At 67.4% G+C, this 20,021-nt stretch carries 15 protein-coding genes; 3 read left to right on the forward strand and 12 right to left on the reverse strand.

From position 1 onward, the window contains the following. Nucleotides 1–1,377 (reverse strand): hypothetical protein, encoded by a 1,377-nt coding sequence (locus DB354_RS19390; RefSeq protein WP_146180333.1) that lies wholly within the window; start codon nucleotides 1,375–1,377, stop codon nucleotides 1–3. An 896-nt stretch (nucleotides 1,378–2,273) separates the two neighbouring features. Between DB354_RS19390 and DB354_RS19395 the strand changes: the two genes are divergently transcribed. From DB354_RS19395 to DB354_RS19405, 3 genes are all read left to right on the forward strand, one after another. Next, on the forward strand, nucleotides 2,274–3,506 hold the full coding sequence (locus DB354_RS19395; RefSeq protein WP_158277615.1) for a Shedu anti-phage system protein SduA domain-containing protein: 1,233 nt from the start codon (nucleotides 2,274–2,276) through the stop codon (nucleotides 3,504–3,506). Nucleotides 3,507–3,673: 167 nt separating this feature from the next. Continuing rightward, nucleotides 3,674–4,462 carry a sulfite exporter TauE/SafE family protein gene (locus tag DB354_RS19400; RefSeq protein ID WP_107837297.1) on the forward strand — a complete coding sequence of 263 codons (789 nt, stop codon included), beginning with the start codon at nucleotides 3,674–3,676 and terminating at the stop codon, nucleotides 4,460–4,462. Next, nucleotides 4,450–5,070 carry a crossover junction endodeoxyribonuclease RuvC gene (locus DB354_RS19405; protein WP_107837298.1) on the forward strand — a complete coding sequence of 207 codons (621 nt, stop codon included), beginning with the start codon at nucleotides 4,450–4,452 and terminating at the stop codon, nucleotides 5,068–5,070. Before DB354_RS19400 ends, DB354_RS19405 begins: the two co-directional genes overlap by 13 nt. Here DB354_RS19405 and nuoB read toward each other — a convergent pair. From nuoB to hemH, 11 genes are all read right to left on the reverse strand, one after another. Continuing rightward, nucleotides 5,067–5,858 (reverse strand): NADH-quinone oxidoreductase subunit NuoB, encoded by a 792-nt coding sequence (gene nuoB / locus DB354_RS19410; RefSeq protein WP_107837299.1) that lies wholly within the window; start codon nucleotides 5,856–5,858, stop codon nucleotides 5,067–5,069. The genes DB354_RS19405 and nuoB overlap by 4 nt on opposite strands. Nucleotides 5,859–5,873: 15 nt before the next feature. After that, on the reverse strand, nucleotides 5,874–7,385 hold the full coding sequence (locus DB354_RS19415) for a hydrogenase (protein WP_107837300.1): 1,512 nt from the start codon (nucleotides 7,383–7,385) through the stop codon (nucleotides 5,874–5,876). Further along, nucleotides 7,382–8,824, reverse strand: a complete 1,443-nt coding sequence (locus DB354_RS19420) for a proton-conducting transporter membrane subunit (RefSeq protein ID WP_107837301.1) — start codon at nucleotides 8,822–8,824, stop codon at nucleotides 7,382–7,384. Before DB354_RS19420 ends, DB354_RS19415 begins: the two co-directional genes overlap by 4 nt. Further along, nucleotides 8,821–9,462 (reverse strand): hydrogenase, encoded by a 642-nt coding sequence (locus DB354_RS19425; protein ID WP_107837302.1) that lies wholly within the window; start codon nucleotides 9,460–9,462, stop codon nucleotides 8,821–8,823. Before DB354_RS19425 ends, DB354_RS19420 begins: the two co-directional genes overlap by 4 nt. Then, nucleotides 9,459–10,367 carry an NADH-quinone oxidoreductase subunit H gene (locus tag DB354_RS19430; RefSeq protein ID WP_107837303.1) on the reverse strand — a complete coding sequence of 303 codons (909 nt, stop codon included), beginning with the start codon at nucleotides 10,365–10,367 and terminating at the stop codon, nucleotides 9,459–9,461. Before DB354_RS19430 ends, DB354_RS19425 begins: the two co-directional genes overlap by 4 nt. Beyond that, nucleotides 10,364–12,313, reverse strand: coding sequence for a proton-conducting transporter membrane subunit (locus DB354_RS19435; RefSeq protein WP_107837304.1), 1,950 nt, complete (start codon nucleotides 12,311–12,313; stop codon nucleotides 10,364–10,366). Before DB354_RS19435 ends, DB354_RS19430 begins: the two co-directional genes overlap by 4 nt. Continuing rightward, nucleotides 12,310–13,014 carry a PTS sugar transporter subunit IIA gene (locus DB354_RS19440; RefSeq protein WP_107837305.1) on the reverse strand — a complete coding sequence of 235 codons (705 nt, stop codon included), beginning with the start codon at nucleotides 13,012–13,014 and terminating at the stop codon, nucleotides 12,310–12,312. Before DB354_RS19440 ends, DB354_RS19435 begins: the two co-directional genes overlap by 4 nt. A gap of 148 nt (nucleotides 13,015–13,162) precedes the next feature. After that, nucleotides 13,163–15,118, reverse strand: a complete 1,956-nt coding sequence (locus tag DB354_RS19445; protein WP_107837767.1) for a proton-conducting transporter membrane subunit — start codon at nucleotides 15,116–15,118, stop codon at nucleotides 13,163–13,165. A gap of 128 nt (nucleotides 15,119–15,246) precedes the next feature. Continuing rightward, nucleotides 15,247–15,996, reverse strand: a complete 750-nt coding sequence (locus DB354_RS19450; RefSeq protein WP_158277616.1) for a YoaK family protein — start codon at nucleotides 15,994–15,996, stop codon at nucleotides 15,247–15,249. Nucleotides 15,997–16,276: 280 nt separating this feature from the next. Further along, nucleotides 16,277–18,940, reverse strand: coding sequence for an ATP-binding protein (locus DB354_RS19455; RefSeq protein ID WP_107837307.1), 2,664 nt, complete (start codon nucleotides 18,938–18,940; stop codon nucleotides 16,277–16,279). Then, nucleotides 18,937–19,971 carry a ferrochelatase gene (gene hemH / locus DB354_RS19460; RefSeq protein WP_107837308.1) on the reverse strand — a complete coding sequence of 345 codons (1,035 nt, stop codon included), beginning with the start codon at nucleotides 19,969–19,971 and terminating at the stop codon, nucleotides 18,937–18,939. Before hemH ends, DB354_RS19455 begins: the two co-directional genes overlap by 4 nt. Nucleotides 19,972–20,021: the final 50 nt, after the last annotated feature.

A 20,021-nucleotide genomic window follows, 5' to 3' on the forward strand; every position in this document is an offset into this window, starting at 1 on the left:
TCACATCCACCAAGCTCGACCGCCCGGCAGCTCACCGAGGATCGCCTCGGCGCTGCGCGACTCATCGCGCCAACGCTGGAGGTGAGCCGATTTCGGCCGCTTGCCGTCGACACCGACGAGTACCGTCCGCTGTGCGGGAGGCTGGGAGGGATCCACGCGCACCGTCGTCTCGAGTTCGTCGCCAAACGCCCGTGCCGCTTCCGTGTACGCCCAGCGGTCCTCGTCCATTCCGACCTTCCCGAGCGCATCCGAGAAGAGCGCGCGCTGCGCATCGTCGGCGCGCGGCAGCTTGAGAAACGACTCCGATGGCGCGGCGGCAGTCTCTGCCGCCTGCTTGCCGAGGATGGCAATATCCTCCGCCTGCCCGGACAACGGTTCGAACGGCCACCGACCGGAAACCCTGCCGACCTGCGTGAGCCAGAACACCAGCTCCGCCTCGAAGCGGCTGCGCACCTCCTCGTCGGACAAGGTCGCGTCCTGCTTCGCCTTCTTTGCGGGACGGCACGACGCCTTTTCGAGCGCACCCGAGGGCGAGGTCAAAAACAGGCTGTGTCCCAGCGCAGGCGACTTTTGCTCTCGGATGATTTCCGTTCGCCCTCGCTGTTGCGTGACCCAGATCCGGTGCGTCGCCGAAGGCTGAACGATGCGCCACTCGTAACCGAGCACCGGCGCGAGGTAGCGCGGTTGCACGCCAAAAAAGGTTTCCGCCCGCAGCACCGACCAGATGCCGTTATCCAGGACATCCCGGGCGCGGTCTGAAAGTGGCCCGGGTTCCTTTACCTCCGCCGGGACGCGACCCTCCGGAGCCGTCCACGTCTTGCTGCCCCAGTGCGGAGCCGGCGATGGAATGGTCATGGTGACAACTCGCCGGTCCTTCGATCCCGGTGCATGGACCCCGAAAGACCAAGTGACGTTCGTCTTTCCGGCGGCGAGCGCCGCCCACTTTCGGTCCTGCGTCTTCGCCAGTCCGATCAGGGCAAAAATAGAGCGACGCTTGCCGTCCACCTTGGTGATCAATTCGCTCGGGCGCAGGCCAGCCTTTGAGGCCGCGGTGTTCGGAAAGACCTCCGCGATCATGGCGTACGACGTACCGGGAATCGCCAGCTGACCCGTGACCCGAAAGCCAAACTCTTCGAAGCGGTCCGCCTTCACGTTGAAGGCTGCCAGGGTGGTTACGTCCTCGATCTCGTCACCCGGCGTGGGCTCCGCCGCGGAACCGTGCCAGCCTGCGGCAACCAATGCGAAAAGGACCAACCCGACGCGAACCGGTTTCGATGTGCCCCACATGGCTGCTTTGTGAGTGGTATTGGCGCAACGAGTTCCGTGAATTCCGGGTAGATCCGCGGAAACCCGATGCGGATCTATCCAGAGAACCATGTGACACCGTGACGCCCTGAGCCTGCTCAGTTGCGGGCCCGTTTGGATGCAATCTGAACACCGATACACGGACCAACAGGTAGGTCCGAAAACAACCAAGGCGCCGGATAGCTAACCGCGAAAGACGCCAACGGGCGCGAAAATCTGGAGCGAGTCGGATTGCATCGCGAAAGCGCGGAACGGGATGAGGTTGCCGCGTGAAGTCACAGCTGGCCGATGGCGGTGAGATCGGGCAGCAAACAGCGTAATGCATCGCATACTCCTTTTCGTCATCGCGAAACACTCCGGAGACGTCGACCGTCGGCGCCAAAGTGGTCGCCGTTCGTTCAACCTCTAGGATTTCTGACAGCAGTGAAGAAGAAAGCCTTTGATGCTATCGCTGCGTCGCGGCGCTGGCGGCGCGCGACCAGCCGGCGCCTGAACAAGATGACGCCGAGGAATAGATCGCATTCTTAAGTCGCCGGCTGGAGAACAGGCCGGCAGAACGCACCAAGCCAAAACGCGAAGTCGCGTGCCGCTGACATTGCTGATCTCGCCCCGCACGCGGGCGGAGGGCTGAGTCGGCTGCACGTCGGGCTTCGCAGAGTGCGTACCGACGCCCTGGGTGTCAGCGCCCACGTATGCTCTTGATGGGATCAGCAGCTTTACCGCGGCACAGAGCGCGTTGGTGAGCGATTTCGGGCGGGTGTATCGGCGAACGAACCCGCATAAGGATCCGCGCGAACGAGGCGAAGTCAGGGTTCAGTAACCGCGCAAATGCGAGGTCACGAAGCCAAGCAGCCCACTTATAGATATAGGTATCCAGCTGAATAATCGGAGTTGTCTCTAAATATCGATATGCTCTACCTTAGCAGTGTCGCCAAACCACGGCCGTGTTGCCATCTTCCCCTCATCTCGTGAATCGAAATATTGCTCTCGAGCGTGCAATTGGAGATCTGGAAGTCTTGCTGTCAAAGACCGAGGTCGGCGAAGCAGATTTTCAGCGCTTCTTTGAGGCACACACTTGTGCTTTTGAGGCGCTAGGGTATAGCAGCTTCATTCCTCACGTTCGGCTGAGGACTTCGCAAGGGGATCTCATCCCCGATTTTTTGGTCCGACGGGTCGATGGTACGTATGAGATCTGTGACATAAAGACTCCCGGCGAGAGAGTTTTGAAGAGGGTGAAGAACCGCACTGAGTTCTATGCAAAGATATCCACAGAATACGCTGGGCAGTTGCGATGCTATGGCGAGTTTTTCGATGACCGGGCGAGCACCATACTATTTGAGAAAGAATATGGAATAGTGGTGAACAAGAGTCCGAATCGATTCTTGGTTATTGGCCGGGATGACGGGATTGATCGGTATGAGCTTCATAAGATTCTAAAATCGCGTGGTATGGAGTTTTCGATAGTTACGTATGACGACGTTGTTAGGTCGCTTAGGTGGGCGCTGGCGATGAATGATTTTGGCGAGGAGAAGCAGTACGGCGTGACTATAAATACAGTAATACAGCTGATTGAACCCTCCGATAGCCCCGAGTATCTGTTTGATTTTTTCGAGCCGAAAACTGGCGAGCGGTTCTCAATGATCAGTCTGCCTAATTGTAGTTTTCGCATTATTCTGAATAACGGGAAGGGGCGTGAGGATGTGTTTTCAATAGAAAGCCTCGGAGGAAGAAAGTGCTCGGATTGGCATCATATACAATTTATGCTAGGAGCCAATAGCGAGTATTCGCGATGTGAGCTGCGCGTCGATGGAGTGTTTGTTGAGTCGCGAGAGTGGGCGTATAATTTCTTCTGGCGACGTGGTGCAAACTATGCTCGTCGGCTTATCGGATCAGATTACTGCGGCCAGAACGGCGCTGCAATTAGGATTTCATATTTCAAAATACATAATCACTACATAAACCTATCGGAGCGAAAGATTGAGGAGCGCGTTTGTTTGTCGAGGTTGGATGACCTTGGAAAAGGAAAGGTGTCATTTCTTACGTTGGAGAAGCATCTGTTTCTTTCGATCGGTTACTGGGAGGGGACAAAGGTGCCTATAGGCCAGGCGGTCGAAGCGTTTTATGACTTCGTTGATCCACTTGAGATGTCGAGCGATGTGTTGATAGATCGCGGTATAGGTGCGAGCGGCGATTCGCGATGAGTTGGGCCGCCAATGGCATGGCGGCGGTATCAGCCGGCGGCGTTGCGCGGAATGGGGCTTGATCCCTCAATCCCTGACGCCCTCATTTTCTCCCGCGGCGGGAGCCGCGGGAGAGATTCGGAGTGGTGCGGGGCGTGGGGCCCTGTTCTCATGCCGGGTTTCCGGCGATGAACTTCGAAATCTGGGACTGGGCGGTGGCGATCTTGGCCGCGGTGCTGGTGGGTCTTTCCAAGACCGGCATCAGCGGGCTCGGCATGCTGTCGGTCGTCCTCTTCGCGCAGATCCTGCCGGCCAAGCAGGCCACCGGGCTCGTCCTGCCGCTCCTCTGCTTTGGTGACCTGGTCGCGGTCGCCTCGTACCGGCGTCACGCCACCTGGCATCTGCTCTGGCGGTTGTTTCCGTGGACCGCGCTCGGCGTGGTGATCGGCTACCTCGCGCTGGGCCGGATCAACGAGCAGCAGACGCGCTGGCTCATCGGCGGGATCGTGCTGGCGCTCGTCGGGCTGCACCTCGTGCGCCGGCGGCGCCAGGGCGGCGAGGAGGCGGAGCATGGCGCTTGGTTTGCCCCGACGATCGGCATTCTCGCCGGCTTCACCACGCTCGTGGCCAACGCCGCGGGGCCGCTGATGGTGATCTACCTGCTGGCGATGCGGCTGCCGAAACTCGAGTTCATGGGCACCGGCGCGGTGTTCTTCATGCTCCTGAACCTCTTCAAGGTGCCGTTCATGGTACATCTCGGGCTGATCAACAGCGCCAGCTTCGGCATCAATCTCCTGCTCGCACCGGCGGTGTTCGGCGGCGCGTGGGTGGGACGCAAGCTCCTGCATCGCATCAACCAGCGGGTCTTTGAAAACCTGGCGCTCTTCCTTTCGGCCGCCGCTGCGCTCGAGCTGATGTTTAAGTTCTCGTCGCATCTCCGGATCGCCCTAGCCTCGGCTTCGCTATGGCGCGGATGAACGTGCGGCAGATGTGGGCGGCGAAACTCGCGGGGCGGCCGGTGGCCAGCCCCGTGGCGGTTCCGCGCAACGCCGCGGCGACCCTGCAAGGCTCGCTCACGGTGCAACCGCGCACGCCCTTCGCGGGCTTGGTGCTCGGGATCGACCCGTCGCTGCGCGGCACCGGGCTGGCGCTGATCGAGTTTCAACCGGGGCGCAACCCCGTCCTCCTGCGCTGTCAGACGGTGCACGTCCCGGCGCGGCAACCCATGCCGGTCGCCCTGGCCGAAATCCATCGCGCGGTGACGGCCTTTCTCGATGGCAGGAATGTTCGTCACGTCGCCCTCGAGCAGACGATCTACGTGCAAAATTTCCAGACGGCCCAGATCCTCGGGGCGGCGCGTGGCGCGGCCATCGCGGCCGCGGCGCTCCACCGCCTGCCGATCTACGAGTACCCGCCGCTGCGCGTGAAGCAGGCGGTGGTGGGCGCCGGTCGCGCGAGCAAGGAGCAGATGGCGCGAACGGTCATGGCGCTGCTGGGACACGGGCGGCCGCTGGCTTCAGATGAAGCCGACGCGGCGGGCGTGGCGCTCTGCCACGCGTTCACCTGGCGTGGCGAGGCCGACTAGCGTTTGCCCTCTTCGAGGCGGTCGAGGAGCCGCAGGAGGCCGTCGAGAATGGTGAGCGGGTGCGGCGGGCAGCCGGGAATGTACAAATCGACCGGCACCACGGCGCTGGCGCCGTTGAGCACCTCGGGACTGCCGATGAAGGGTCCGCCGTTGATCGCGCACGCGCCGACCGCGATCACGAGCTTGGGCTCGGGCACGGCGTCGTACGTTTTCTTCAGGGCGAGCGACATATTGCGGGAAACGCAGCCGGTCACCAGAACGCCGTCGGCGTGACGCGGGGACGCGACGTAGTTGATGCCGAACCGGCTGAGGTCCCAGCCGATGGTCCCGAGCACGTTGACGTCCGCCTCGCAGCCGCCGCAGCCGCCGGCGCTCACGACGCGGAGGCGGAGCGAGCGGCCGAAGAGTTTCAGGAGTTTCTTGTCGAGCGCGGCGGCGAGCCGCACCTCCTCCTGACCGGGAGCGCCGAGCAGCAGGTCGCCGCGATTGCGCACCGCCATGCGGTGGTCGTTGGTCTGGGTAATCGCCTTGGGCGGGCAGACCTCCACGCAGGCTTGGCAGAAGATGCACTTGCCGAGATCGAGCGCGAGCGGCTGGCCGGCAGGGCGCGTGATTGCGCCGGTGGGGCAGACCTCGACGCACTGCTGGCAACCGTCGGAGCATTTCGCGGCGTCGACGCGCAGCGCGCCGCCATGGCGGTCGGGCAGGGCAGGCGCGGGCGCCTGCGGGTATCCCATCGTCTCGCAGCCGCGCTTCAGCCGGTGAGTGAGGGTGTCAAAGACGAACATAGGAAGAGGCGCGGCCTAGAGGTCGAAGCCGCAGTACGAGAGGTTGAAACTCTTGTTGCAGATCGGGAAATCGGAGATCGCCTGGCCGCGAAGGGCGAGGGCGAGTCCGGTCCAGTTGTGGAAGGAAGGATCGACGATCTTGTAGCGGCGGAAGGCGCCGCGGGCGTCGGTGAGCGCGACGTGGCAGACCTCGCCGCGCCAACCCTCGACGAGGGCAACGGCGAACGTGTCCGGCGCCGCGGGACCGAGCGGTTCGTTGACCGGACCGGCGGGCGCGGCGGCGAGCTGTTCCTGCAAGAATTGGCCGGAGCGCTGCAACTCGAGCCAGCGCACGCGGGCGCGGGCGTAAACGTCGCCACCCGGCCAGACCGCCACGGGGGCCTGGGCGAAGCGGTACCAGCCGGTAGGATGATCGAAGCGCACGTCGCGGACGAGACCGCAGGCGCGGGCGGCGACGCCGACGAGCCCGATCTCGGTGGCCTGCGGACCGAAGACGACGCCGACGTTTTCGAAACGCGCGCGGACGCTGGCGGCGTCCCAGAACCAGCCGGCGGCGGCCTCGACTTCGCCGAGCGCGACCTTGAGCCGCTCGAGGAGCCGGGTGGCGCGTTCGGCCTCGAGGTCGAGCCGCGTGCCGCCGGGACGAACGAGCGCGCGGCCGAAGCGGTTGCCGCAGACGAGCGCGCTGAGATTGAGGAAGTCGCCGCGGATCTTGCCGCAGGCGGAGGCGGTGGGCAGGAAGGCGACGTCGCCCGCGAGGGCGCCGATGTCGCCGGTGTGGTTGGCGAGCCGCTCCAGTTCGAGGGCCACGGCGCGGACCCACTGCGCGCGCAGCGGGGCCTCGGTGCCGGCGAGCGCCTCGAGGACGTTCGCGTAGGCGGTGGCGTGGGCGATGGTGGTGTCGCCCGCGACGGTTTCCATCTGGTGCATCGTCGCGCGATGCGGACCGCCGGGCAGGATGTCCTCCACGGCGCGGTGCTGGTAGCCCAGCGCGATCTCGAGGTGCAGGACCTCCTCGCCCGCGCACTGGAATCGAAAGTGTCCGGGCTCGATCACGCCGGCGTGGACGGGCCCGACGGCGACCTCGTGGATCTCGGGGCCGTTGACGCGGAAGAACTCGCCGACGGCGGGAGCGTCGCCCGCAGTGTTGCTGGCGCGGACCGGCTTGAGCCATGGGTGGCCCTCGGGGTTGAGGTGGTGCTGTTCCCACACCTCGCGCTCGAACATGTGCGCCTGCGGGTGGGTGACGGTGAGCGCCGGGTAGCTGCCGCGGACGGGCGTGGAGCGGGCCACGGCGAGGGTGCTGTCGGCGTCGAACGCGAGCACCGCGACCAGCCGGGTGGCGTCGCCCTCGGGCACGCCGAACCACGCGCAGAGCCGGGCGCCCCGGTCGATCTCGGCGCCGGTGGCGCGGACGAGGTCGGGGGCGTTGAACTCGGGGAGGTCGGCCCAGGGCAGCGAGGTGCCGTTGGCGAGGAAGGTGAACGCTCCGGCCGCCGGCGGCGAAGAAAGAGGCGGGGTGCTCATGGCGTCGGGTAGAGATCAGCCACCGCGGTGGTCCAGGTTTGCTGGAGCAGTTCGGGCGTCGCGAGGCCGAGCCAGAGCGAGAGGCCGAGGAGCACGAGCGGCGGCAGGATGATGCTGGCAGTTTCCGGGAAACTGCGGGCGGTTTGGACGGACGCGGTGCGGGGCCGGCCGTCGATGATGGCGAAGACGAGACGGGTGAGGCCGAAGAAGGCGAAGAGCAGGCAGCCCAGGAAGAAGGCGGTGGCGCCGAGCCGGCCGGCGTCGAACCCGGCGCGCACGATCCGCAGTTCGCTGAAGAACGGGCCAAACGGGGGGCACGCGGTGACGGCGAACATGCCGGTGACGAACAGGACGGCGGAGCGCGGCGTGAGCAGCATCATGCCGGCGACCTCGTCGACGGTGCGGGCGCCGGCGGCGCGGCGGATGTTGCCGGCGCTGAGGAAGAGCGCTCCCTTGGTCAGGCTGTTGCTCCAGACGTGGAAGAGGGAGGCGAACGCGCCGGCGGGCCCGAGGGCGGCGCCGAAGGCGAGGATGCCCATGTGTTCGACGCTGGAGTAGGCGAGCATGCGTTTGAAATCGCGCGTCCCGAGCAGGAACAGCGCGGCGATCAGCATGGAGAACAGCCCGATCACGAGGAGCGTGCGCTCGGCGACAACGCCGGAACCGGCTGCGGCCACGACCACGCGCACCCGCAGGATGGCGGTGAACGCGACGGTGGTGACGCCGCCAGCGAGCATGGCGCCGACGATGCCCGGCGCCTCACCGTAGGCATCGGGTTTCCACGTGTGCATCGGTGCGAGGCCCATTTTCGTGCCGTAACCCGCGAGGAGGAGGACCCACGCAGCGAGGACCCACGGACGGGAAAGTGTCGGCCCCTGGGCGATCAACGTGGTGAACGTGAGGTCGCCGCTGCCGCCGCCGGCGAGGGAGGCGTAGCCGAGGCAGAAGGAGCCGAGGAGGGAGAGGGCGATACCGGTGCCGCCGACGAGGAGGTATTTCCAGGTGGCTTCGAACGCGCGGGCGGTGCCGTTGAAATGGAGGAGCGGAACGGCGGCCAGTGTGACGGCCTCGGTGGCGATCCAGAGGAAGCCGAGGTGGCGGGCCTGGTGTCCGGCGGAGAGCAGCCCAAGGATGGCGAGGAGCGAGGCGACGAAGACGCGGTTGGAGCGCTCCGGGCGCATGCGCAGGTACGGCACGGCGTAGGCGGCGCAGAGCAGGAAGAGCAGGCAGACTGCGGGCAGCACGGCGCGGGCGAGCGGGTCGTAGCCGAACCAGGCGCCGGCGGCGATGGGCGGCGGGTCCAGGAGGAACCAGAACGACAGGATTACCTGCACCGCCCCGATCACGGGCAGCAGCCAGGGGCGCGTGCGGTCGCTGGGCCAGACCGCGGCGAGCGCGGCGCCGGCCAGCGGCACGATGATCAAGAGCAGGTCTTTCATTCGCGAAGGACGGTGAGTTTGCGCGTGTCGAGGGAATCGAAGGCGCGCTGGATACGGTCGACGATGATGCCGATGACGAAGACGCCGACGGTGATATCGAGGAGGATGCCGGCTTCGACGAGGAGCGGCGTCGCGTGAATCAGCAGCAGGCCGAATAAGTAGATGCCGTTCTCAAGAATGAGATAGCCGCAAACCTGGGAGATGGCGGTCGAGCGGCCGATCAGCAGCACGAAGCCCGTGAGGACGCACGCCCCGGCGCCCGGCACGAGCAGCGAGCCCGCGTGCTCCGGCAGGAGCGGCAGCGTGTGGGCGAAGGCGACGGCGGCGATGGTGCCACCGGCGCCGAGCAGGAGCGACGGGACGAAGCCGATGGACGGCTCGACCTCGCGATCGACGTTGGCCGTGCGCATCGCGCGGCGCAGCAGCGTCGGGATGACAAAACCCTTCACGACGATCGTACCGACGGCGACGCTGCCGACGAGGAGGCCGACGTGCTCCTCGATGAGGAACGGCATGACGCCGAGGGCGATGCCCTGGATGGCTACGGCGGTGATGAGCGACGGCACCCGGCCGATGCCGAGGGCGATGAGATTAATGCCCATCGCGACGCCGATGAGGAGATTCAGGGGACCATTCATGACGCGCCTCCTCTCCAGGCGACGAGCAGGGCGAACAGGCAGAGGAGGAAGGCGGTGACGAGGAGCAGCGGCACGCGGCGGAACGCCAGCCGGGCGAGGAGCGACTCCACCAGCCCGACGCCGATCGTCACGAGCAGGACGCCGCCGGCGAGGACGCCCGTGGCGGCGAGCCAGCCCAGTTCACCGATGGGGACGACGGCCTCGGTGAGTAGGAGGGCGAACAGGAGGAGCTTCATCGCGGCGCCGTGCAGGATGACGGCGAAGGGCGGGCCGCTGTGATCGAGGACCATGGCCTCGTGGATCATCGTGAGCTCGAGGTGCGTGTTGGGATCGTCGAACGGCACGCGGCAGTTCTCGGCGAGCAGGACGGCGAACAGCCCGGCGCCGAGCAGGAGCGCGCCGGCGCCGGCGGCGGGGGCGAGCATCGTCGTCAGCGTGATGCTGCTCGTGTGGACGCTGAGCGAGAGGACCGCGGCGATCATGGCGGCCTCGCTGAGCACGGCGTAACTCACCTCGCGGGCGGCCCCCATGCCTTCGAAGGCGGAGCCGGTTTCCAGCGCGGCCCAGGTGGTGCCGAAGCGGGCGAGCGCGAGCAGGTAAATGAGGAGCAAGACGTCCCCGCGGAACCCGAGGGCGGCGCCGGCCGGGCCGAGCGGCAGGAGCAGTGCGGCGCCGAGGACGGCGACCCACGCGATGGCGGGCCCGGCGATGAAACCCGGCGAGACGAGCGTGCTGAGCACGACGCCCTTTCGCCAGAGACGCGCGAGGTCGTAGTAGAGCTGGAGCACGGGTGGGCCGCGGCGCCCCGCGACCCAGGCTTTGACCCGGTTGATGATACCCGGCAGGAGCGGAGCGAGCAGGAGCCAGCCCGCGAGCCGGAGGATAACGTCGAGTGCCGCAATCATGGTTTCACTCCCGCTGCGACGAGCGCCGCCAGCCCGAGCAGGCCGACGACGACGTACGCGATGTAGTATTGCAGATGGCCGTGCTGGAGCCGGCGCACGGCCGTGGAAATCCGAAGGATGATGGTGCCCACCGGTTGGATACCGTGTTCGAGGACGGTCTCGGGCACGCGCTCGATGAGGCTGGCCTCCGCCGGGAAGAAGCCGCGCGGCCGCCGCAGCCGGCGATACGGGCGAAGGATCCAGTTGAACCAGCCCGCCGCGATACCCCCGAAGGAGCCCCCGGTGTACTGCATGCGCGCGGTCGGCAACGCGTAGCCGCAGTCCCACGTCAGTTGCCGCTCGCTGCCGCGCACCCGCACGGTTCGCCGGACGAGCAGGACGACACCGACGATGAGGCTGGCGATCAGGAGCGGCGCGAAACCGAGCCCCAGGAACGGACTCTCAACCGCGGCGCCGGACCAGCCGGGATGCCACACCCCGGTGACGCGGGTCAGCAGCGGCCAGACGAGCACCGGCGCGAGGCCGATGGTGACGCACAGCGCGGCGAGCAGGAGCATGGGGCCGCGCATCCACGGGCCCGCCTCGTGGGCGTGCCGGGCGATGGCGGTGCGGGGCGCGCCGAGGAAGACCGTGGCGGAGGCCTTCACGAAACTTACCAGGGCGAGCGCGCCGGTCACCGCGAGCAGGATGATGGCGGGCGTGGCGATGGCCGCGGCAGCGGTGCGGCTGGTGACGGCGTCGAAGAGCCCGAGGTACACGAGCCATTCGCTCGCGAAGCCGTTGAGCGGGGGCAGGGCGCAGACGGCGATGGCGCCGGTGGCGAACAGCGCGGCCGTCCACGGCATCGCGCGCCAGAGTCCACCGAGCCGGCTCATGTCGCGCGTGCCGGTGGCGTGCAGGACGGAGCCAGCGCTGAAGAAGAGCAGCGACTTGAAGAAACCGTGATTCCAGACGTGCAGGAGTGCGCCGGCGAAGGCGAGGCGGCCCCAGGCGGCGTCGCCGTGGGTGAGGCCGAGCAGGCCGCCGCCGATGCCTACGAGAATGATGCCGATGTTCTCGACGGAGGAGTAGGCGAGGAGCCGCTTGAGATCGTTCTGGGCGAGAGAGAAGGCGATGCCGAGCAGCCCGGTGACCGCGCCGACGCCGATGACGACCCAGCCGGCGGCGTCGGGAACCGGGAGCCAGCCGCTGAAGCGGACGATGCCGTAGATGCCGAGCTTGAGGGCGACGCCGGAGAGGATGGCCGAGACGTGGCTCGGGGCGTTGGCGTGGGCGGAGGGCAGCCAGATGTGGAGCGGGAACAGGCCCGCCTTCACGCCGAACCCGGCGAGGACGAGCCAGAACAGCGGGGCAAGTTCGGGCCGGTCGCGCAGCGGACCGAGATCCCAGCTGCCGACGCGGGCGGCGAGCAGGGTGAAGAACGCGAAGAGGCAGAGCGTGCCGGCGTGCGAGGCGGCGAGGTAAAGCCAGCCGGCAGCGCGGACCTCGCGGTCCTGCCGCTCGAGGGTGACGAGAAAGTAGCCGGAGATCGCGAAGAGCTCCCAGGCGATAAGGAAGTGGAGTCCATTCGCGCAGACCAAGACGGACCCCATCGTGAGCAGGAGGACGTTCCACCAGGCGCGGTTGCGAGCGGCGGAGCGCGGGTAGTGGTGATCCGACCAGTAATCGCGCGTGTAGACCGCGGCGGCGCCGCCGACCACACTCAGGAGCGTGAGAAACCAGGCGCTGACGGCGTCGAGCCGGAGGTGAACGGATTCACCGCCCACGCGGAAGGCGCTGCGCCAGTCCCATTCGGCGCCGCCGAGCAGGACCTGGCCGCACGCGCCGAGGGCGGCGAGGGCGGCGAGGAGCGTGAGCCCGAGCCAGAAGCCGGGAGCCCGGCGGCCGAGGAGGATTCCGGTGAGCAGGCAGAACGCACTGACCGACAGCAGCAGACCAATCGTCACGACTTGTTCTCCGAGCGGGGCAAGGCGGGCGCCGCATCAGCGGCGGCCACGGCGTTGAGGATTTCGGCGTCGCTCGCGCCCTGATTGACGAGATCCCGGACCGGCCCGCGGGAGAGCAGGCGGCTGAGTCGGCCGAGGATGTCGAGGTGCGCGCGCGGGGAAGGGGCAATGAAGAAAAAGAGCTTGGTGACGCCGAGGCCATCGACGGCGGGTTCCGGGGTGGGGACCGGCTCGTTGAGGAGCAGGAGCGCGACCGTGCCCGAGTCGCGGCCCAGCGCGATCCGGGCGCTGGGGTGGGGCAGGGCGAAGCCGCCGCCGACGGGGGCAAGGGTGACGCCGCTGGGAGCCTTGATGCGCTGGGCGACGAGCTGCCGCACGGCGGGGGCGGTGGCGGGCAGCGTCTCGACGATACGCACGAGAGTCGGCGTGATTTCCGCGAGCGGCAGGTTGCGCCAGATGCCGCCCTGCCGCAGGAGCGTCTCGAGCGGCCAGGACGTCGCCTGGGTGCTCGCGGCAGGGGCCAGGAAACCGGCCTGGGCGGCGAGGCCGCGCGCCGCGGCCCAGTTGGCGACTTGCGCGCGATCGAACAGCAGCCGGCCTCGTTCGGGCACGTGAGGCAGGCCTTCGGAGCGGATCCAATCCTCGATCACGTTCTCCGAAACACCGAACGACTCAGCAATCTGGACGAGGTTCAGATACATGGCGGCGGGGTGGTTGGGCGGGTCGTCGGGATGCAGTCGAGGCGGAGTCGGAGCGACGTGGGTCCGGACGGAGCGGGCCTTGGCAAAGGGCGGACGGGAAAACACGATTCTCGAGAGTTTACGCTCCTCGTGCACGACGTCTGCGCATTCATTGCGCACCTCCGATCATGGTCAGTCCGCCGAGCGCGGCCAGACCGACGAGCAGATAGAGCAGATACGATTGCAGGTGGCCATGTTGCAGGCGCCGCGTGAGGGAGGCAAAACGGGCGACCACGCGGGCGAGCGGCTCGATGAGGTGGGTGAGCACCGTCTCGGGCGTGTGTTCCTCGAAGTGAGCGCGCGCGGGGAAGGTCGCGGTCATTGGCTCCACGTGCCGCTGCGGGCGGAGGATCCAGGCGAACCACTCCGTGATGGTGCCGGCGAAGGACCCGGCGGTATACTGCATCCGGGCAGTGGGCTCGGCGTAGCCGCAGTCCCACGTCAGTGCGCGCGGCGCCGGTTGCCGGAGACGGCGCCAGAGGACGACGGAGGCGGCGAGGGCCAGGACGGCGACGGCGGTCTGGGCCCAGCCAAGCGTGAAGAGCGAGGAGGGTGCGGCCGCGGAGACGGCACCCGGCTGCCAGGCGGTGATGGCGTGGTCGAGCGCGGGCCAGAAGAGCAGCGGGGCGAGTCCGATCACCAGGCACCCGGCCGCCAGGACGATCATCGGACCGCGCATGCGGGCGCCGCACTCGTGGGCATGGGTGGCGGCGGAGGTGCGCGGCGCGCCGAGGAAGACCACCGCGCAGACCTTGACGAAACAGGCGAGCGCCAGGGCGCCGGTCACGCCGAGCAGGATCGCGCCAGGGATGGTGGCCCACGCGGCCGGGCCGTGGGCAATGGCGCCATCGAAGAGCCCGAGGTAGATCAACCACTCGCTGACGAAGCCGTTGAGAGGAGGCAGCCCGGAGATGGCGACGGCGCCGAGGGCGAACAGCGAGGCGGTCCAAGGCATCGTGCGCCAGAGCCCGCCGAGGCGGCTCATTTCGCGGGTGCCGGTGGCGTGGAGCACGGAGCCGGCGCCGAGGAAAAGGAGGGACTTGAACAGGCCATGGTTCCAGACGTGGAGGAGCGCGCCGGCGACGGCGAGCCGGCCCCACCGGGCGAGTGTGGGATCGCCCTGCTGGAGCGCGATGAGCCCGAAGCCGAGACCGATGAGAATGATGCCGATGTTCTCGACGCTGTGGTAGGCGAGCAGCCGCTTGAGGTCGTGCTGCCCGAGGGCGAACGCGACGCCGAGGACCGCGCTGGCGAGGCCCAGGGCGGCGATGGCCCAGCCGGCGCCGGCGGGCTGCGGCAGCCAGCCGCTGAAGCGCAGGAGCCCGTAGATGCCGATCTTGATCGTGAAGCCGGAGAGCATGGCTGACACGTGGCTCGGCGCATTGGCGTGGGCGGAGGGCAGCCAGATGTGGAGCGGAAAGGCGCCCGCCTTCAGGCCGAAACCGAAGAGCGCGAGCCAGAACAGCGGGGCGAGCTCGGGCCGATCCCGCATGGGGCCGAGGTCCCAGCTCCCGGTGTGCGAGGCGAGGAGCGCGAAGAAGGCGAAGAGGCTGAGCGTCGCGACGTGCGAGGCGTTGAGGTAGAGAGCGCCGGCGGCGCGCACCTCGGGGTTCTGCCGGTTGAGCGTGACCAGGAAGAAGGCCGAGACGGCGAACAGCTCCCAGCCCATGAGAAAATGCAGGCCGTTGGAGACGGTGATGACGACGCCGAGCGCGAGCACCAGCGTGCTCCACCACATGCGGCCGCTGGCGCCGGACTGCGGATGCGCGCGATCGGCCCAGTATTCGCGAGCGTAGATCGCGCCCGCGGTTTCAACGATCGCGAGCAGCACCCCGAAAAGGGCGCTGAGAGCGTCCATCCGCAGGTGGAGGACGTGGCCCCCCAGCGGCAACCCGCCGCGCCAATCCCATTCCGCACCGGTGAAGAGGACGGTGCCGCAGGCGAGCAGGGCGGCGGCGGCGCTGGCAACCGTGAGGCCGAGCCACAGTCGTGGCACGCGGCGGCTCGCCAGGATGGCGGCGAGCTGGCCGAGCGCGGCAGCGAACAGCAGCGGACCCAGGCTCATGGCCTCGAGCCTGAACAAGACGCGCGGCTGATGCCAGAACTGGCGTGCCAACAGTAGTTGGCGTTATCGACGGCAGAAACGACCGCGCCCGCGCGTATCCGCTGGCGCGGACGGGCGCGTCGCCGAACTCATTTGTCCTCGGCGGCGCGGGCGATCCGGATCGGGCGAACGTGCGGTCGCGCGTGCGGATGCGTGCTAACGGACGCGGGCACGGTGGCGGGCCAGAAGTGTTTCCAGACAGTGTAGCCGATGCCAACGAAGCCGGCGAGGGCCGCGGGGAAGAGAAGCGTGTCCGGGCCGAAGTCGTGGTAGCCGATGGCGCCAAGCGTGCCGCCGATCAGGAAGCCGGCGAGCAGCAGAAGGTAGAGCCGCATCCGGCGCCAGTCGGCCTTGAGGCCGCGGGCGGTGAGGCCGATCGCGATGCCGAGGTCGGTGACGATGCCGGTCATGTGCGTGGTGCGGATGACGGCGCCGCTGTAGCTCGTGGCCATGCCGTTCTGGAGTCCGCACGCCATGCCGGCGGCATAGAGACCGCTTTCGGAGCGGTGGCGCAGGAGGCCGGTGGCAATGACGAGGAGGACCGCTTCGCCCATGAGGGCGGCGCCGTACCGGCGGCCGGCCTTGAGCGTGCTTTGGCGGATGATGATGCCGCTGAGGACCGAACCCAGGAAGAAGAAGATGACGATGAGGGCCGCGTGCCGGGCGAGGGCGTAGTTCTGGCGGCCGATTTCGATCCCGAGATTCGTTACCGTGCCCGACATGTGGGAAACCGCGCGATTGTGGGCGCAGAGCAGCCCGATGGCGTTCACACAGCCGCCCATCAGGGCCAGGGAAAACCCGCCGACCTTGATCCATAGTGGAACTGGTTTCGTGAGCATGGTTGGAAAAAAAGGGCGTGATAAACCACGCCGGCGCCCCCCCTGGCAACGCATTCTCCCGTCACTACCGGAACCTAGTAGCGCCAGCCGCCTAGGGGGTTTCTTCGCCAAATTCCGTGCTCTTGCACGGAACATGCGACATGGCGCCCATAAATTCGGCAAATGACTTCAAGCCAATAGCTAACGAGATATATCATTCGATGCAGACCGCGGGCTGCCGACCCGCCATCCCGACGAAATCAGGGCAAGGCGGCTGTTGCCGGCGAATCGAGTCAGCGATTTATCCGAGCACGGCCTTCAGGACCTTCCCGAGATCGTTCACCCGGTACGGCTTCGTTAGGTAGCCGCAGAAACCCATGTCCATGTAGTGTTTGGCGATGTCGTCACTGTCGTAGCCACTGGCGACGATCGCGCGTACCTCGGGGTCGAGCTGCTTCAGCGCGATGAAGCACTCCTCGCCGCCCATGCCGCCGACGACGGTCAGGTCCATGATCACGGCGTCGTAGGGCCGTCCGATGTTGAGGTAACGCTTGTAGAGGGTGATCGCCTCCTCGCCGTCCTTGGCCAGGTCATACTTGTAGTCCAGGCCCTGAAGCATGTTGGCGGTAAGGGCGCAGATCTTCGGGTCGTCGTCCATGAACAGGACGCGACCGGTGCCGAAGCGCAGGGAGGGAGCCTTGCGCGCCTGCAGTTCCACCGGCTTGTCCGCCTTGGGCAGGTAGACGGTGAAGGCGGTGCCGACGCCGACCTGCGTATCGAGTCCAATCTGACCGCCATGTTTGCGGACGATGGACAGGACGGTGGCGAGGCCGAGGCCGGTGCCGTGCTTCTTGGTGGTGAAGAATGGGTCGAAGATCTTCTCGAGGAACTCGGCGGGGATGCCGGTGCCGTTGTCCCGCACCTCGAACTCGACGTAGTCCCCGGGGGCGAGATTGGGCACCTGTCCCTCGGTGAGCGTCACGTTGCCGGCGCGAATCTGGAGGCGGGGTCGGTGCGGCGGCGGCGGCATGGCCTGCAGGGCGTTGACGATGAGGTTCTGGAAGACCTGGAGAATCTGGCCGCGGTCGACCTGCACCGGTTCGATGGCCTCGGCCACGTCGAGGCTGATGGCGGCGGTGGAGCCGGCGGCGGCGATCTTGAGGGAATCGGAGAGAATGTCCTTCGCGGAGCAGACGACGCGCGTGCCGGCGCCGCCCTTGGCGAAGGCGAGCAGTTGCCGGGTGAGACCCTTGGCGGTGGTGCAGGCCTTGTCGGCTTCCTCGAGGGCGGAGTAGTCGCGGCTGTCCTTCGCGAGGGAGACGCCGCCGACGATCGTGGTGAGCAGATTGTTGAAGTCGTGGGCGATGCCGCCCGCGAGCAGGCCGAGGGACTCGAAGCGGTTGGCCTTCACGAGTTCCTCCGGCGTGAGGGTCATCTCCTCCGGATTGCGGAATACGATGACGACCCCCTGCGCCTTGGCGTCGGCGCCGAACATCGCGCGGGCGGTCCAGACGATGGGCAGGACGGGATCCGTTGGGGCGTGGCCGGCGAGGGCATCGCTGGCCACGAACCCGGGCGGCTGGTCGGCGGCGAGTGCGATCTCCACCGGATCGTCGGCGGGGCGGCCGCTGAGGCGATTGACGAGGCGGAGGGCATCGCCGAGGGGCTGGCCGCGCAGGCCGGCGGCGTCGGCGTGCAGGAGCCGGGCGGCGGTCTGATTGGCGAAGAGGATCTTGCCGCGCGGGTCGGTGACGACGACGGCTTCGGCCAGGGCGTCGAAGGCTTCCTTGGCGAGCGCGCGCGGCAGGGCGGTCGGGTCGACGCTGGCCTCGGGCGGCAGCGGCACGGCGAAGCCGACGACGCGCAGGAGCTCGCGCTTGCGGGTGATGGTGCGCTGGAGCCCGAGCAGGACCGGGACGGGCCGGCCCTCGTGGTTGGTAAGCTGGACGGGCTCGACCGACGCGCTCTGTCCCGGGGCGCGGGCCAGAAGCCACGCGGCGGCGCCGTCGGCCGCCTGTTCCGGGGGCAGCGCGCGGGCGAAGGAGGCGAGTTCGGGCTTCAACTCGTCGGGAGCGAAGCCGAGCAGCCGGGCCCAGGCGGGCGAGAACCAGAACTGCGCCTGCGTGAAATCGAGTTCGAAGGCGGCGAGCGGGCCGGCGCTGCTGAGGTCCTGGAGCCGCGCGTCGTTGGCGAGGGAGGTCTCCTCGATCTCCTTGCGCTCGCTGACGTCGAGGTGGAAGCCCACGACGCGCTCGAGTTCGCCCGCGGGATTGAGGAGCTGCACGCCGGTGCATTGCACCCACACCCAGCGCTCGGTGCGATGGCGCATGCGAAACTCGACGCTGAAGGAACGCGGACCGGCGCCGGCCTGCGCCTTGCGGCCGAGCGTGTCTGGCGCGGCGGCGGAGTCATCCGGGTGGATCAGCTCGTGCCACGTCTCGAGCGAGTCGGTGAGCTCGTCGACAGTGTAGCCCAGCAGCTTTTTCCAGGCGGGGGAGAAGTACACCTCGTCGGCGGCGAAATTGAGGTCGAAGAAACCCGCGGCGCCGTGCTCCGCGAGCTGGCGCACAGCCTCGGCGGCCTGATCGTTGCCTGCCGGGGCGGGCGCGGAGCCGCCGGTGGCCTGGAGCGTGGCGATGAAATCGGCGCGGCCGGCATTGGCCTCCAGTCGCAGACGCACGTCGGGACCGGCGGGAGCGAGGGTGAGGGTGACGGCACGGTTCAGCGTGCTGCCAACCAGCGCCTCCCACTGCGCCTCGAGGATGTCGGGATCGGCGGAAGTAACCTCGAATTGAAAGCGGCTGACAAAAGCGGTGCCGGTCAGCTCGACGCCCGGCCAGAGGGCCGCCGCCGTCGCGTTGGCGCCGGTGATTTGCCCGTCGCGATCAACCAGCAGCACGGCGCAGGCATCGGCGGGGAACGGCGGTTCGGGCGGAACGGTGGACGCTGAAGCAGAATCGGTCACACGTGGCTCTCAGTGAGCCAGCGCTGGGAGCGTTTGGCGAGGAAATCGATGTAGGCCGCGTGATCGTTCAGGCAAGGTATTTGAAAAAAGGATTCGCCACCGGCGCCGAGGAACGTGGCTTTCCCCTCGCCGCTGATCTCCTCGATGGTCTCGAGGCAGTCGGCCACGAATGCCGGGCACAGGATGAGCAGGCGTTTCCGGCCCTCGCCGGCGAGCCGCGCGAGCTCGTGGTCGGTGAACGGCTCCATCCAGGGCTCGCCGGGCAGGCGGGACTGGAACGAGACGGAGTGCTTGTCGGCCGGGATGCCGGCGCGCCGGGCAAACGCGCGCGTGGTGGCGAGGCACTGGGCGCGATAGCACGTCGCGTGGAGGGGCGACGTGGTGGTGCAGCAATCCTTCACCTTCGTGCAGTGGGCGCGGGAGGAATCCGCCTTGCGCAACTGGCGCACCGGCACGCCGTGGTAGCTGAAGAGAACGTAGTCGTACGGTTGCGCGAGATGCGGGGCGGCGACGGTGTATAGCGCCTCGATGTAGTCGGCGTCCTGGAAGAACGGCTGGACGCAGTCGACGCGGAGCGACGGGGCGAGGCGGGCGGCCTCCTCGTAGACCTTCACGACGACGGTTTCCCACGAGGACATCGCGTAATGGGGGTACTGCGGGATGAGCAGGACCTGCTCGATGCCGTCCTTGGCCATCTGCGTGATGACGGAGGCGATGGACGGCTGGCCGTAGCGCATCGCGAGGTAAACCGGAGTGCCGTTGCCGAGCTCGTCCTGCAGTTTACGCTGCACGCTCACGGAGGTGACGATCAGCGGCGATCCCTCGCGGGTCCAAATCTGTTCATAGGCGTGGGCGGACTTCTTGGGACGGACGCGCAGAATGATGCCCTCGAGCAGGAGCCAGCGGAGCGGGGCCGGGTAGTCGATCACGCGTTCGTCGCCCAGGAATTCGCGCAGGTAGTTTCGGACGTCGGGAACAGCGGTGGAGGCGGGCGAGCCGAGGTTGACGAGGAGGATCGCGCGGTTGGGCATGGAACGGAGATTTCTCTCGAGAAACGCTGGGAAGTCAAACGGCCGGGCGG

Origin of the sequence: Opitutus sp. ER46, assembly GCF_003054705.1 — a bacterium.
Lineage (GTDB): Bacteria > Verrucomicrobiota > Verrucomicrobiia > Opitutales > Opitutaceae > ER46.